The following is a 13,045-nucleotide window of genomic DNA, read 5'->3' on the forward strand; positions in this document are numbered from 1 at the left end:
GAGTATACGGCAGAAAATCTGTCATTTTTAAATGTTTGGAGAAGAGTATGATTGGTGTATTAGGAATAACAGGACCGGCATGGTATCAAGGTTTTTTAGAGTGGTTACCGGATGGTAAGCTATTTAGTATTAGGGCTGTTTTTGATGCCCTACCATCCATTATTGAACGTTTACCGATTACGATTGGCTTGACGCTCGCTGGTGCTTTTTTTGGTTTGATATTGGGCTTGGTTTTTGCTATTGTAAAGATTAATCGTGTGCGATTCTTATATCCCGTTCAGGCAGTTTTTGTTAGTTTTTTGCGAGGCACTCCTATCTTGGTGCAGCTGATGTTGACCTACTATGGAATTCCATTGGTTCTCAGAGGTCTCAATCAGGAATATGGTCTTGATTGGAATATCAATGCTATTCCTGCAGCTGTCTTTGCGATTACAGCCTTTGCATTTAATGAGGCAGCCTATATGAGTGAGTCTATTCGTGCTGCGATTCAGGCTGTTAGTCCAGGGGAGATTGAGGCAGCTCGTTCCTTAGGTATGACTTCTGGCCAGGTTTATCGTCGGATCATCATTCCTAATGCGGCTGTGATTGCAACTCCGTCGTTGATTAACACCTTGATTGGTCTGACTAAAGGAACTTCCCTAGCCTTTAGTGCGGGTATCGTTGAGGTCTATGCACAGGCACAGATTCAAGGTGGGGCAGACTATCGCTACTTTGAGCGGTACATTTCTGTCTCTTTGGTCTACTGGGCGCTCTCTGTTCTGATTGAGTCTTTCGGCCGTTTCCTTGAAAATAAAATGGCTATTCAGGCCCCTGAATCAGTAGATATTTCTGGAGTTGGAGGTGATCGCTAATGATTAAAATTCGCAATTTAGTCAAGGAATTTTCAGGACAAAAAGTACTAGATGGAATCGATATGGACATTGAAAAAGGGCAGGTTATTGCCCTTGTTGGACCATCTGGAGCAGGAAAATCAACAATTTTGCGTAGTCTGAACTATCTGGAGCAGGCAGATGCGGGGAGTATCGAAATTGATGGTTTTACAGTTGATTTTACCAATATTTCAAAAGAGGAGATATTGACCTTACGCCGCAAACTGGCTATGGTCTTTCAGCAGTTTAATCTGTTTGAACGAAAGACAGCTCTTGATAACGTCAAGGAAGGGCTTAAAATTGTCAAGCGGATGGATGATGCCTCTGCAACCGCCCTTGCCAAAGAAGAATTGAGAAAGGTCGGTCTGTCAGAACGTGAGAACCATTATCCAAGACATCTGTCAGGTGGTCAAAAGCAACGTGTGGCTCTTGCACGTGCTCTTGCCATGCAACCAGACATTTTGCTACTAGATGAGCCGACTTCGGCGCTTGATCCAGAGTTGGTTGGAGAAGTAGAACGTTCCATTGCCGATGCAGCTAAGACAGGACAAACGATGATTTTAGTTAGTCATGACATGAATTTCATTTACCAAGTGGCGGATAAGGTATTATTTCTAGAAAACGGTCGTATCCTGGAGCAGGGGACACCTGAGGAGCTTTTCCATCATCCTAAAGAAGAACGGACTAGAGAATTTTTCGCCTCTTATTCAAATCCTCAATTTTAAGGAGGTATGTGGTGACCAGCCCTAGCCTATTTTCAATACATAGAGCCAGCCCTGTTAGAGGGCTGTTTTTAGGTTTTCTGATAGAGAAGTTATATCTTTACCCCAATCTATTTTCATATTTCAATCTAATAATTCATCCTTGTCAAGTGGTGAAATTGAGCACAGTTGTTTTCCAATTGATAGAATTTTTGAGACCTATATATAGTGCATATATAGGTTGTTTAATATTTTTTTACACAAGATATTGATTTTTATTTTGTGAAGTGCTACACTAATAGAAGTGAAGAATTTTGGAGGTTTGTCAGATGAATGTGCAAGAAAATGTCTTACCGAGTATAGAATTATTGGTTTTGAAACGTGATGGACGGACAGTATCCTTTGATCAGGATAAGATTTTTTCTGCTCTTCGGCGGGCGAACCAAGAATTAGAACATCCTGTTTCAGAGGCAGGGTTAAAAATTGTATTAGAAGCTGTTTTGGCTGAAATTGGTCGCCGATTTGAGAAAGATGTTCAAATTTACGAAATTCAAACGGTCGTTGAACAGGAATTGCTAAAGGCTCATTTATATGATTTGGCGGAGCTTTATATTCAATACCGAACACGCCGTGATTTTCGCCGTCATCAGGCTACCGATATTAATTTTGAGATTCATAAGTTGTTGAGCAAGGACCAGTCTGTGGTCAATGAAAATGCCAATAAGGATGCGGATGTGTTCAATACCCAACGGGACCTGACAGCAGGTATTGTCGGCAAGTCTATCGGTCTCAAATTATTGCCAGCTCATGTGGCTAATGCCCATCAAAAAGGCGACATCCACTACCACGATTTGGATTACAGCCCTTATACACCAATGACCAACTGTTGTTTGATTGATTTCAAAGGAATGTTGGCACAGGGCTTCAAGATAGGAAATGCGGATGTAGAAAGTCCGAAGTCTATCCAAACAGCTACGGCTCAGATTTCACAAATCATTGCTAATGTGGCTTCTAGTCAATATGGTGGTTGCTCAGCTGACCGTATCGATGAAGTTTTGGCGCCCTATGCGGAACTCAATTACCAAAAGCATTTGAAAGACGCCAAGGATTGGGTGTTAGCAGACAAGCAAGAAGAATATGCGCGTGCTAAAACGCAAAAAGACATCTATGACGCTATGCAGTCTTTGGAGTATGAAATCAATACCCTTTTTACTTCCAATGGACAAACACCCTTTACCTCACTCGGTTTCGGGCTAGGGACATCGTGGTTTGAGAGAGAAATTCAAAAAGCGATTTTGAACATTCGTATCAAAGGTCTGGGGCGCGAAGGTCGGACAGCTATCTTTCCTAAGTTGATTTTCACAGTTAAGCGTGGCTTGAACTTGGAGCCAGATTCTCCAAACTATGACATCAAGCAATTGGCGATTGAATGTGCGACCAAGCGTATGTATCCAGATATGCTTTCTTATGACAAGATTGTTGAGTTGACAGGTTCCTTCAAGGTGCCAATGGGCTGCCGTTCTTTCCTTCAAGGTTGGAAGGATGAAAATGGCCAGGATGTGACATCTGGTCGTATGAACCTAGGTGTCGTAACCGTCAATTTGCCACGGATTGCCATGGAGTCTGCTGGAGACATGGATAAGTTCTGGGAAATTTTTGCAGAACGCATGGCCATTGCCAAGGATGCTCTGGTCTATCGTGTGGAACGAGTGAAGGAGGCAACCCCGGCCAATGCTCCAATTCTCTATCAATATGGGGCATTCGGCAAACGCTTGGCTAAGACAGACGCAGTAGATGAAGTCTTTAAAAATCGTCGAGCAACCGTATCTTTGGGCTACATTGGTTTGTATGAAGTCGCAACAGTATTCTATGGTGGCGAATGGGAGACCAACCCAGAGGCAAAAGATTTCACGGTGGATATTATCAAGAAAATGAAAAACTTGGTTGAAGATTGGTCGGATGAATATGGTTATCATTTCTCAGTATATTCGACACCATCTGAAAGCCTGACAGACCGTTTCTGCCGTATGGATACAGAGAAATTTGGCATTGTTAAGGACATTACGGATAAAGAATATTACACTAACAGTTTCCATTATGATGTACGCAAAAATCCAACACCATTTGAAAAACTGGACTTTGAGAAAATTTATCCTGCTGTAGGTGCCAGCGGTGGCTTTATCCATTACTGTGAATACCCTGTGCTGCAACAAAATCCAAAGGCCTTGGAAGCTGTTTGGGACTATGCCTATGACCGTGTAGGTTACTTGGGGACCAATACTCCGATTGACCATTGTTACGCTTGCGATTTTGAGGGCGATTTTGAGCCTACGGAGCGTGGCTTCAAGTGTCCAAGTTGCGGAAATAGTGATCCTAAATTGGTAGATGTTGTTAAACGAACTTGTGGTTATCTAGGCAATCCACAAGCCCGTCCGATGGTAAAAGGTCGTCACAAGGAAATTTCGGCGCGTGTGAAACACATGAATGGGTCGAGCTTATAAGTAATAAACAGACTATGTAGAGCTTCCACAGTTCCAGTTAGCTGTGGAAGTTTATTATAAACGAACAAGAGATAAAAAAAGAGGAGAAAACAATGGGAAAATATCAATTAGACGATAAGGGGAAGGCCCTGGTGGCACGTTATCATGAGAAGAATTCCAATGTGAAGCAGGATAAAAAAGCGCGTGTGCAGGAATTGCTCAAACAAGCAAAAAACAAGAAAAAATAGCATGGACTATACAGATATTAGTATTCTCCATACCAATGATATGCATTCCTACATGGAGAATTTTCCCAAGAAGGCACAGCTGATTGCGAACATTCGGGATGGTAATGAGAAAAAGGGGATTCTGACCTACAGACAGGTCTCCACCCTCAGATGTGGGGCATTGTCCTAGGCGGTGAGGGTTTTCTGGTCAATGGCAGAGCAGTCGAGCTAGACAAGGTTTATCAGATTGTGACCAACTCTTTTGTCTGGAGCGGCAAGGACAACTATGATGATTTCCACAAGGCAGAAATTGTGCAGGACTTGGGACTGGATATTGACATCATCAGCGAATTTTTCAAGAGACAATACGGAGGCTAGAATGGAACTAAGAAGACCAACTGTGGCGGATAAGGAAACGATTTTGGATATGTTGGCCGAGTTTGAAGCAGCAGGCTCTGCTATGGACGGGGGCTTTATTTCCAAAGATGTGGACTTTGAAGACTGGATTTTGAGAAACCAAGATTATGAGGCAGGTCTCAATCTACCAGACGGTTTTGTTCCTTCCATTCAATATGTATCATTTGACCAAACAGGTCGAGCCCTTGGTTTTCTCAGTCTACGCCTACGGCTCAACGATTTCCTGCTCAATAAAGGCGGTCACATCGGATATTCAATTCGCCCGACCGAGCGTGGGAAGGGTTACGCCAAGGAGCAACTGCGACTTGGTTTGCAGGAAGCCGCAACCAAAAATATTTCCAAGGTCCTTGTGACCTGCTCGGCAGACAATCAAGCCAGTCGCCGCACGATTGTGGCTTGTGGTGGCGTTTTGGAAGATGTTCGAGACGGGGTAGAAAGATACTGGATTGAGGATTAATGGGAGTGACAAACTACTGAATCAAAACAGGAAAGGAATTGAGATTGGTTCTGCACTAGGCTTGCTGGGATCAATCCGAGCTAAAGCATTGGAAGTACCATTTATGGATAAAAACAGTCTGTGTACTGGTAAAACGGAATTCATCCAAACGATCAGATTTCATTTGCTTATGCTCAGGTATTTGAAATGAATAATCCTAAACCACAAGAATGGAAGAGCGAGGAACTTAGTCAAGGGCGAATAATGGACTACAAAGCCTTTAACTTTGTGGATGGAGAAGGAGTCCGTTGCTCTCTATATGTTAGTGGCTGTCTGTTTCACTGCGAGGGCTGCTACAATGTTGCAACCTGGTCTTTTAAAGCTGGGATTCCCTATACCAAGGAGCTTGAAGACCGCATTTTAGCAGACTTGGCCCAGCCCTATGTGCAGGGCCTAACCCTCTTGGGTGGCGAGCCTTTTCTGAACACGGGCACGGTCCTCCCACTCGTAAAGCGAATTCGTAAAGAACTGCCAGAAAAGGATATTTGGTCTTGGACAGGCTACACATGGGAAGAAATGATGTTAGAAACTCCGGATAAGTTAGAGTTACTATCCTATTTAGATATTCTAGTTGACGGCCGTTATGACAAAAACAAACGCAACCTCATGTTGCAATTTAGAGGGTCGTCCAACCAACGCATCATTGATGTACAGAAATCATTGCAGGAAAAACGAGTTGTCCTGTGGGATAAGTTAAAAAAATAGCCCTTCACAATGTGAAAGGGTTCTTTTTGACCAAATTTTGACCAAATTCTCTCTAAAAACGAGAAAAAGCCTTGATAAAACAAGACTTTCCTCATATCAACCAATCCTCCCTGTAGGGATCGAACCTACGACCCACGGATTAAGAGTCCGCTGCTCTGCCAGCTGAGCTAAGGAAGGTAAAAAATAAAAATGCTGTATTGGTACCGGTTATCCATGGATTGTATTGATCCCGCACGCTAAAAGCAGGTGGGTGACGCGTTTCTAACTTAGTTGCTTCTGGGTGTGCCAGCTTGCATACTGTCAGAGGATCTTTGTCTCCCTAGTAATACAAAAATAGTCGGTCAACACATAGGTATGAATTCGTATACCACAGCAGTTCTTATTTATGATTTAATAATACCACTTTTTTTTGAAAAATCAAGAGAAAAATGGCAAAAATGTAAGCGGTGTCAAAGGGTGTGTGCCAAAAAACCAGTTCTATCAAGGATTTTGGCGTCTATTTTTTTTCAAATTTTTTATCTTTTCTTGGGTCATACCTAAGGCACGCTCGTATTTACCGGTGTCGTTGGCGGTGAAGTAGTCCGCATTCAGTAACTTATCGGGCAGGTATTGCTGGTCCACCCATTTTTCAGGATAGGCATGCGGATACTGGTAGCCAATGGCATTTCCCAGCTCCTTGCTGCCAGCATAGTGGCCATCCCGCAGGTGATTTGGGATAGGTAGATGACCGTTTTTCCGCAAATCAGCCAGAGCTGCATCCATGGCCTGATAGGCAGAATTGGACTTGGGAGAAAGAGCCAAATCGACTACCACATTGGCAATCAAAATCCGTGCTTCTGGAAAGCCGATTTTCTGGGCAGCTTCAAGGGCTGTCACCGTATGAATCTGAGCCTCTGGATTGGCCAAGCCGATGTCTTCGTAGGCAATGACCGTCAAGCGACGAGCCAGACTAGGCAGGTCTTCGGCCTCAATCAAACGGGCGGCGTAGTGGAGGCTGGCATTGACATCGCTGCCCCGAATGGATTTTTGTAGGGCTGAGAGGATGTCGTAGTGGGCATCGCCGTTCTTGTCCATGCTGATGTAGGACTTTTGCAGGCTATTTTCCACGGCGTCCAGATCGATGTGGCGACTACCGTCATCGCTTTCCTTGGTCGAAAGCACAGCCAGTTCTAGCGAATTGTAAGCAGCACGAAGGTCACCGTTGGTAGCATTAGCTAGGAAGTCCAGAGCCTCAGGCTCAATGGTGACAGGGAAATCAAAACCACGCTTGCTGTCTGTCAGAGCCAGTTCCAAGGCTTGTTGGATGTGGCTGGTTTGCAAAGGCTGCAATTCAAAAATCTGCACCCGACTGCGAATGGCAGGTAAAATTGAGAAGAAGGGATTTTCAGTCGTTGCCCCAATCATGATGATATTACCATTTTCCAAAAGAGGAAGTAGAAAGTCTTGCTTGGTCTTGTTGAGACGGTGGATTTCATCGAGCATGAGGACCAGGCCACCAGAAAACTTGGCCTCTTCAGCGATTTCCTGCAGGCGTTTTTGGTTGTCCGTCGTGGCATTAAAGGTCCGAAAGGCATACTTGGTCGTGCCAGCAATGGCAGACGCAATCGAGGTCTTGCCAATCCCCGGCGGACCGTAGAGAATCATGGACGACAGCATATTGGCATCAATCATGCGACGGATAATCTTTCCAGGACCGACCAGGTGTTCCTGACCGATGACGTCATCAATGGATTTTGGCCGCATACGAAGGGCGAGATTGGCTGGCATAGGCTTCCTTTCGTTTCTTTTGTTAGCTGAATATGGTACACTTATTATAACACAAAATCGAAAGAGGACTGACATGGCAAAACATGGCTTTTTAGATGTGCTGGAAGCGGCACTGGACAAACATTTTACCTACGATTACGAGCTCAACTGGGACAAGAAAAACCACGCAGTTGAGCTGGCTTTTATCTTGGAAGCACAAAATGCGGCTGGGGTTGAAACGGTGGATGACGAAGGCAATGCCTCTGCGGAGGATATTTTCCTAGAGGAGTATGTCCTTTTCTACAACCAGGACAAGTCCCGCTTTGACGAGGAAGACTACCTGGTCGCTCTGCCATTTGACGCCAAGAAGGGCTTTTCAGCAGAGTTTCTGACCTACTTCGCAGGTTTTCTCAAGGACACAGCCGACCAAGGTTTAGATGACCTCATGGACTTTTTGGCGGACCCAGAAGCCCAAGAATTTGCCATTTCTTGGGACGGTGAAGCCTTTGAAAAAGGCAGAGCAGACTTGGTGGAAGGGGAGTTCTACCCATATCCGAGGTATTAGGGAGCGAGATACCTGTAAGCTTGGTTCTGACTTGACTACGGGTGAAACTTTTGCTATTATAAAAATAGAAAAGGCGTTGAGTTCTAGCTCAACGCCCAGCAGGACCGCTAAACGGTGGTTCAGTTCGTTAGATTAAATAACCGTCAGAACTGTGTCAAAGTTTGCTGACGGTTATTTTTTATCTCGAATAGCTAAAATGATGACGATTATCAAGCTCAGTATTTCAACAAGTAAACTTGATAAATATAAATCCAGAGATCTCCGACGTGAGAGTTTTGAAACGATATTTTTCAAAACTCGAGCTAGTGCGTGCCCTAGACAAATCTTATAGGATTTGTCGTTGCCAGATGAGTAAGTTAACTTACCATCTGGCATGGGCTAGCCTTTCTAGCAGATTTGCTGTCCACTTCCATGGGCATCACCTCCGTTCAGAAACTTGGAACCACCGTCTCAAACTTTCCTACACATGTTTATTCGCAGTGCGATTAGAAAATTTTCGAAAAAGTATTATTAGGGCTCCATTGCGTAACATTAACTTGTAAAAAAGGCTAGAAATCGGTACAATAATACAGTGATTGACGCATAGAAAAGAAAAGGAAAACAAACATGAACTCATGGCAAGAATTAACGATTCACGTGCATCGTGATGCAGAGGAAGCAGTTTCAAATCTGATGATTGAAACGGGCAGTCAGGGGGTGGCCATTAGCGACTCGGCTGACTATGTGGGACAGGAGGACCGTTTCGGTGAACTCTATCCCGAGGTGGAGCAGTCGGATATGATTGCGATTACGGCCTATTATCCTGATACCTTGGATATTGAAGAAATCAAGGCAGATTTGGCAACTCGCCTGGCGGATTTGACGGGCTTTGGCTTGAAAACGGGTCAGGTCAGCCTAGAAAGTCAGGAACTGGCAGAGGAAGACTGGGCGGACAACTGGAAGAAATACTATGAGCCAGCCCGCATTACCCACGATTTGACCATTGTACCGTCTTGGACCGACTATGAGGCGACTGCTGGTGAGAAGATTATCCGCCTGGATCCAGGCATGGCTTTCGGTACGGGAACTCACCCGACGACCAAGATGAGCCTCTTTGCCTTGGAGCAGGTCCTGCGTGGTGGCGAAACGGTTATCGATGTCGGCACAGGTTCAGGCGTCCTCTCCATTGCAAGTTCTCTCTTGGGGGCCAAGGAGATTTACGCCTATGACTTGGATGAAGTGGCGGTGCGTGTGGCCCAGGAAAACATTGACCTCAACGCCCATACTAGCAATATTCATGTTGCGGCAGGCGACCTGCTTCGTGGCGTTGACATTGAAGCGGAAGTCATCGTTGCCAACATCTTGGCGGACATTCTCGTTCATTTGACGGACGATGCCTACCGTCTGGTCAAGGACGAGGGCTACTTGATTATGAGTGGCATCATCGCGGACAAGTGGGACATGGTGCGAGCATCTGCGGAGGTGGCTGGCTTCTTCCTCGAAACCCACATGATTCAGGGCGAGTGGAATTGCTGCGTCTTTAAGAAGACGACTGACCGCTCAGGTGTGATTGGAGGCTAGGATGCAGCAGTATTTTGTCAATGGCAGAGCACCGCAGGGCGTTTTCCAGATTAGCGATAAGGACACTGCCAAGCATATGTTTTCTGTCATGCGATTGCAGGCAGATGATCAGATTGTCCTGGTCTTTGATGACGGTATCAAACGCTTGGCACGGGTAGTGGACAGCAAGAGCCAATCTGTTGAAATCATCGAAGAACTAGCAGACAATGTTGAATTACCCGTTTCCGTCACCATTGCCATGGGCTTTCCCAAGGGAGATAAGCTCGAATTTGTCGCCCAAAAGGCAACGGAATTGGGCATGGCAGCCCTCTGGGCCTTCCCAGCGGATTGGTCTGTGGTCAAATGGGACGGTAAAAAACTGGCAAAAAAAGCAGAAAAGTTAGAAAAAATCGCCCAAGGCGCAGCCGAACAAAGCAAACGCAATCGCATTCCGGCTGTTCGATTATTTGAGAAAAAAGCGGATTTCCTAGCCCAACTAGCAGACTTTGACCAGATTATTTTAGCCTATGAAGAGGCCGCTAAAGAGGGCGAACAAGCCAATCTAGTGAAAATCTTGTCTGGCTTAGAAGCTGGCCAATCAGTCCTTGTCATCGTCGGTCCAGAAGGTGGCGTGTCGCCTGAGGAAGTCGCTGCATTTGAAGGAGCAGGAGCGGTCAAGACAGGTCTTGGTCCACGTATCTTACGAGCGGAAACGGCTCCCCTTTACGCTCTTTCTGCCATTAGCTACGCGACGGAATTGTTGAGGTAGTATATGTTTGCCTTAGGAACGATTATCAATACCATCGCCATTGCCCTAGCAGGTTTGCTAGGGTCTTGGTTTGGACATTTACTGAAAGAACGGCATCAGTCTGGGTTGACGATGGCGAGTGGTGTTGCTGTTCTTTTTCTGGGGATTTCTGGTAGTTTAGAGGGGTTACTGACAGTTATAGATGGTCAGATCACAAGTCAGAATAGTATGCTTCTGGTCATCAGTCTGGCTTTCGGTACTTTCTTAGGAGAAGTGCTTCATATCGAAGGTTGGTTTGAGCGCTTGGGGATCTGGCTCCGAGAAAAGTCAGGAAACGGTCAAGATTCACAGTTTTTAGATGCTTTTCTAACAGCATCCCTTACTGTTTGTATCGGTGCCATGGCCATTATCGGCTCTATCCAAGACGGCTTAACGGGAGATTATACCCTCCTCGCCATTAAGAGTATTCTGGATTTTATCATCATCTTTATCATGACGGCCAGCTTGGGCAAGGGGGCAGGATTTTCGGCAGTACCGGTTTTGATTTTTCAAGGATTAGTCACTCTTTTGGCGCGCCTGATTGAGCCTCTAATGACGGATCAGGCCCTTGCCAATCTCTCCTTTATCGGCTCCGCCCTCATCTTCTGTGTCGGTGTCAATATCATTTGGGATAGGAAAATCCGAGTGGCCAATATGCTGCCAGCCATCGTGATTGCAGTTATTTGGTCATATTTTACATGATTTGGTTTACATTTACATACTTGATTAGTTGTTTTTTAAAGAACATGTTGATATACTATAAATTGTGATAAAGATGAATGATCTGTCGTTTTAAGGAAGAAGTTTGTCCCGAAAACACGTTAGCAAATAGTGAATGTATAGCTCCGAACGATTCGAACAAACAGGATCATGATGGATTCGTTCATAGCTCAATGGTCGTTGCAATTAGCGAAGATTGAGGAGATATGTGATGGAGATTGCCCATGAAAAGATTGAGTACCCCTATTTTTGCTGCTCTTGGATTTTTCTTGATAGTCTTTGTTGCTCTTAATCAATTCGGTAGAGTTCCAGGGACTAGCTATCAGATTATCTCGGAATTGGTTTTGTATAATCAAGCAACAGAGCAGACCTATGAGTTTGAAAATCATGAAGTGAGAAAGGCTTTTATTCGTCAATTATCGAGTACGTCTAGTCGAGGTTTTCAAGCGTCTGATAGTCGTACTTCTCTCGAAGCAACCTATCATGAAACCATTATGAGTGAAAATCTGATTTCTTCGATTTACGGTGGAGAAGAAGGCAGAATTATGGAGTTTAGTCGTCCTAGAAAAACGGCTTTGGGGAATCTCATTTTTGCTTCAGAAAGCGTTTCTTGCCCTGTTTTTGCAAGGAAGTATGGAAACATTCGCTTGGAAACAACGATACTTTGTCAGGAGTTTAGAGTAGAACAGCGGTTAGCGAATCAATCAAACTGGGTAGATTTGGGAATCTATACAGTAAAAAGTCCCAAAGAAACCCGCTATGTACCGATTTATTGGGAGTAGCGATATAAATATAAAAACGGCTCGAGTACGTCTTCGAGCTATTTTTATATGCTTTGATTAATTCATCTAGAGAGTATATGAGGGTAAAAAAGAGCTTGAAAAAACAAGCTCTTGATTATTGCCCTGTTTTTTTTACTGTCTTCGTTCAAACCTTAAAAGGTTAACTTGTCCCAATCCCTTCCAGTCTTCCTCAACTCGCCCGATTTGTTGGAAGCTATTCTTTATCAGTACCTTTTGTGAGGCTTGGTTTTCGGGTAGGACGAGGGCGACGATTTCTTTTATTTGGCATTCTTCTGTCAAGTAATGGCAGAGCAGGCTAACTGCTTGGCTAGCTAGACCTTGATTCCAGAAGGCATGGTGAATCCGATAACCAATGGTCACCGACGCAGACCGTTTCTTGTGGTTAAAAACTTCCAAAATGCCAATCAATTTCCTCCCGCATTCTACTCCTAGAAACAGGCGTTTTTTCTTGTCAAAATCTCTTTGGAAATGACCGATGCGCTTGCGGAGAGTTTCTTTATTTTGTGTGGAGGTGTTGGGTGTCATCTGAAAGTGAATGGGGTTGGAATAGATTTCCCAGAGGTCTTCCAAATCGTTTTCTCGGATGAGGCGTAGGCATAAGGTTGCGCTAGTAAGGCGTGGAATGTTTTGGAACATAATTTCTCCTTTATAAAACAGAAGAGTTTGGGCTCCCAAACTCTTGCTGATTATGTGACTTTTAGTCCGTCACGCTCCGTAAGGTGCGTGACAAATAAACCACCCGCTATGCGGGTGTGCGACGAAGGTTATACCAAAAAAACTCCAAACGCGATACAATAAAGGTGTTCAAGCCTATTGTAAAGCGAGAGGAGAAAAGTATGGCACAAAAGGCACATAGTTTATCACATACAAATTGGCTGTGTAAATACCACATTGTCTTCACCCCTAAGTATAGACGAAAAATCATCTATAATCAATATCGAAGTAGTTTGGGAGAAATATTCCGACGTTTGTGTAGTTATAAAGGCGTAG

Annotated in this window: 16 protein-coding genes, 1 tRNA gene and 1 other RNA gene; 14 read left to right on the top strand and 4 right to left on the bottom strand. The window is 44.5% G+C overall.

Annotation, left to right across the window (positions count from 1 at the left end; genetic code table 11):
- Positions 1-47 precede the first annotated feature (47 nt).
- The 8 genes from K5Q22_RS06505 (at position 48) to nrdG (ending at position 5,895) form a co-directional block, all read left to right on the top strand.
- Complete coding sequence (locus K5Q22_RS06505; RefSeq protein ID WP_014637221.1) at positions 48-851, top strand: amino acid ABC transporter permease; 804 nt, start codon at positions 48-50, stop codon at positions 849-851.
- Positions 851-1,594: an amino acid ABC transporter ATP-binding protein gene (locus K5Q22_RS06510; RefSeq protein WP_013730659.1), complete on the top strand. Its 744-nt coding sequence runs from the start codon at positions 851-853 to the stop codon at positions 1,592-1,594. The genes K5Q22_RS06505 and K5Q22_RS06510 overlap by 1 nt, the downstream gene beginning before the upstream one ends.
- A 305-nt stretch (positions 1,595-1,899) precedes the next feature.
- Positions 1,900-4,071 carry an anaerobic ribonucleoside-triphosphate reductase gene (nrdD, locus tag K5Q22_RS06515; RefSeq protein ID WP_029179622.1) on the top strand — a complete coding sequence of 724 codons (2,172 nt, stop codon included), beginning with the start codon at positions 1,900-1,902 and terminating at the stop codon, positions 4,069-4,071.
- 92 nt (positions 4,072-4,163) lie between these two features.
- Entirely contained in the window at positions 4,164-4,298 is a 135-nt protein-coding gene (locus tag K5Q22_RS09780; RefSeq protein ID WP_014638808.1) for a hypothetical protein, read from the top strand.
- Position 4,299: 1 nt separating this feature from the next.
- The gene (locus K5Q22_RS06520; RefSeq protein WP_153596802.1) at positions 4,300-4,467 is read left to right on the top strand and encodes a hypothetical protein; all 168 of its coding nucleotides are present in this window, start codon (positions 4,300-4,302) and stop codon (positions 4,465-4,467) included.
- A complete protein-coding gene (locus K5Q22_RS06525; RefSeq protein ID WP_044674650.1) occupies positions 4,449-4,655 on the top strand; it encodes a hypothetical protein in 207 nt (68 codons plus the stop codon). Before K5Q22_RS06520 ends, K5Q22_RS06525 begins: the two co-directional genes overlap by 19 nt.
- A 1-nt stretch (position 4,656) precedes the next feature.
- Positions 4,657-5,151: a GNAT family N-acetyltransferase gene (locus tag K5Q22_RS06530; RefSeq protein WP_029171295.1), complete on the top strand. Its 495-nt coding sequence runs from the start codon at positions 4,657-4,659 to the stop codon at positions 5,149-5,151.
- Positions 5,152-5,337: 186 nt separating this feature from the next.
- Complete coding sequence (gene nrdG / locus K5Q22_RS06535) at positions 5,338-5,895, top strand: anaerobic ribonucleoside-triphosphate reductase activating protein (protein WP_205014037.1); 558 nt, start codon at positions 5,338-5,340, stop codon at positions 5,893-5,895.
- A gap of 104 nt (positions 5,896-5,999) precedes the next feature.
- Here nrdG and K5Q22_RS06540 read toward each other — a convergent pair.
- The 3 genes from K5Q22_RS06540 to K5Q22_RS06550 all read right to left on the bottom strand — a co-directional run bounded on the left by K5Q22_RS06540 (position 6,000) and on the right by K5Q22_RS06550 (position 7,662).
- Positions 6,000-6,072 (bottom strand) — tRNA-Lys (locus K5Q22_RS06540).
- Between the two features lie 8 nt (positions 6,073-6,080).
- Positions 6,081-6,274: non-coding RNA, 6S RNA (ssrS, locus tag K5Q22_RS06545), on the bottom strand.
- A 101-nt stretch (positions 6,275-6,375) separates the two neighbouring features.
- Positions 6,376-7,662, bottom strand: a complete 1,287-nt coding sequence (locus K5Q22_RS06550; RefSeq protein ID WP_205014040.1) for a replication-associated recombination protein A — start codon at positions 7,660-7,662, stop codon at positions 6,376-6,378.
- Positions 7,663-7,735: 73 nt separating this feature from the next.
- Between K5Q22_RS06550 and K5Q22_RS06555 the strand changes: the two genes are divergently transcribed.
- The 5 genes from K5Q22_RS06555 to K5Q22_RS06575 all read left to right on the top strand — a co-directional run bounded on the left by K5Q22_RS06555 (position 7,736) and on the right by K5Q22_RS06575 (position 12,034).
- A complete protein-coding gene (locus K5Q22_RS06555) occupies positions 7,736-8,206 on the top strand; it encodes a DUF3013 family protein (RefSeq protein ID WP_205014042.1) in 471 nt (156 codons plus the stop codon).
- A 606-nt stretch (positions 8,207-8,812) separates the two neighbouring features.
- Positions 8,813-9,766 carry a 50S ribosomal protein L11 methyltransferase gene (gene prmA / locus K5Q22_RS06560; RefSeq protein WP_205014044.1) on the top strand — a complete coding sequence of 318 codons (954 nt, stop codon included), beginning with the start codon at positions 8,813-8,815 and terminating at the stop codon, positions 9,764-9,766.
- Between the two features lies 1 nt (position 9,767).
- Positions 9,768-10,514: a 16S rRNA (uracil(1498)-N(3))-methyltransferase gene (locus K5Q22_RS06565; protein WP_205014046.1), complete on the top strand. Its 747-nt coding sequence runs from the start codon at positions 9,768-9,770 to the stop codon at positions 10,512-10,514.
- A 3-nt stretch (positions 10,515-10,517) separates the two neighbouring features.
- The gene (locus K5Q22_RS06570; RefSeq protein WP_205014048.1) at positions 10,518-11,234 is read left to right on the top strand and encodes a DUF554 domain-containing protein; all 717 of its coding nucleotides are present in this window, start codon (positions 10,518-10,520) and stop codon (positions 11,232-11,234) included.
- Positions 11,235-11,476: 242 nt separating this feature from the next.
- Positions 11,477-12,034: a hypothetical protein gene (locus tag K5Q22_RS06575; protein ID WP_205014050.1), complete on the top strand. Its 558-nt coding sequence runs from the start codon at positions 11,477-11,479 to the stop codon at positions 12,032-12,034.
- Positions 12,035-12,166: 132 nt separating this feature from the next.
- Here K5Q22_RS06575 and K5Q22_RS06580 read toward each other — a convergent pair whose 3' ends face one another.
- Positions 12,167-12,691, bottom strand: coding sequence for a GNAT family N-acetyltransferase (locus K5Q22_RS06580; protein WP_105211639.1), 525 nt, complete (start codon positions 12,689-12,691; stop codon positions 12,167-12,169).
- Positions 12,692-12,891: 200 nt separating this feature from the next.
- On the opposite strand from K5Q22_RS06580, the gene K5Q22_RS06585 reads away from it, so the two are divergent.
- On the top strand, positions 12,892-13,045 hold a 154-nt coding region (locus tag K5Q22_RS06585; RefSeq protein WP_221868602.1), incomplete at its 3' end, for a transposase.

The organism is Streptococcus sp. 2018162 (assembly GCF_019754175.1).
Classification (GTDB): domain Bacteria; phylum Bacillota; class Bacilli; order Lactobacillales; family Streptococcaceae; genus Streptococcus; species Streptococcus hashimotonensis.

Bases quoted from the DNA above. Each gene is read 5' to 3' on its own strand.
- K5Q22_RS06520 (WP_153596802.1), top strand. From the start codon at position 4,300: ATGGACTATACAGATATTAGTATTCTCCATACCAATGATATGCATTCC.
- nrdG (WP_205014037.1), top strand. From the start codon at position 5,338: ATGAATAATCCTAAACCACAAGAATGGAAGAGCGAGGAACTTAGTCAA.
- nrdD (WP_029179622.1), top strand. From the start codon at position 1,900: ATGAATGTGCAAGAAAATGTCTTACCGAGTATAGAATTATTGGTTTTG.
- K5Q22_RS06525 (WP_044674650.1), top strand. From the start codon at position 4,449: ATGTGGGGCATTGTCCTAGGCGGTGAGGGTTTTCTGGTCAATGGCAGA.
- K5Q22_RS06555 (WP_205014042.1), top strand. From the start codon at position 7,736: ATGGCAAAACATGGCTTTTTAGATGTGCTGGAAGCGGCACTGGACAAA.
- K5Q22_RS06530 (WP_029171295.1), top strand. From the start codon at position 4,657: ATGGAACTAAGAAGACCAACTGTGGCGGATAAGGAAACGATTTTGGAT.
- K5Q22_RS06505 (WP_014637221.1), top strand. From the start codon at position 48: ATGATTGGTGTATTAGGAATAACAGGACCGGCATGGTATCAAGGTTTT.
- prmA (WP_205014044.1), top strand. From the start codon at position 8,813: ATGAACTCATGGCAAGAATTAACGATTCACGTGCATCGTGATGCAGAG.
- K5Q22_RS09780 (WP_014638808.1), top strand. From the start codon at position 4,164: ATGGGAAAATATCAATTAGACGATAAGGGGAAGGCCCTGGTGGCACGT.
- K5Q22_RS06565 (WP_205014046.1), top strand. From the start codon at position 9,768: ATGCAGCAGTATTTTGTCAATGGCAGAGCACCGCAGGGCGTTTTCCAG.
- K5Q22_RS06575 (WP_205014050.1), top strand. From the start codon at position 11,477: ATGAAAAGATTGAGTACCCCTATTTTTGCTGCTCTTGGATTTTTCTTG.
- K5Q22_RS06510 (WP_013730659.1), top strand. From the start codon at position 851: ATGATTAAAATTCGCAATTTAGTCAAGGAATTTTCAGGACAAAAAGTA.
- K5Q22_RS06550 (WP_205014040.1), bottom strand. From the start codon at position 7,662: ATGCCAGCCAATCTCGCCCTTCGTATGCGGCCAAAATCCATTGATGAC.
- K5Q22_RS06580 (WP_105211639.1), bottom strand. From the start codon at position 12,691: ATGTTCCAAAACATTCCACGCCTTACTAGCGCAACCTTATGCCTACGC.
- K5Q22_RS06570 (WP_205014048.1), top strand. From the start codon at position 10,518: ATGTTTGCCTTAGGAACGATTATCAATACCATCGCCATTGCCCTAGCA.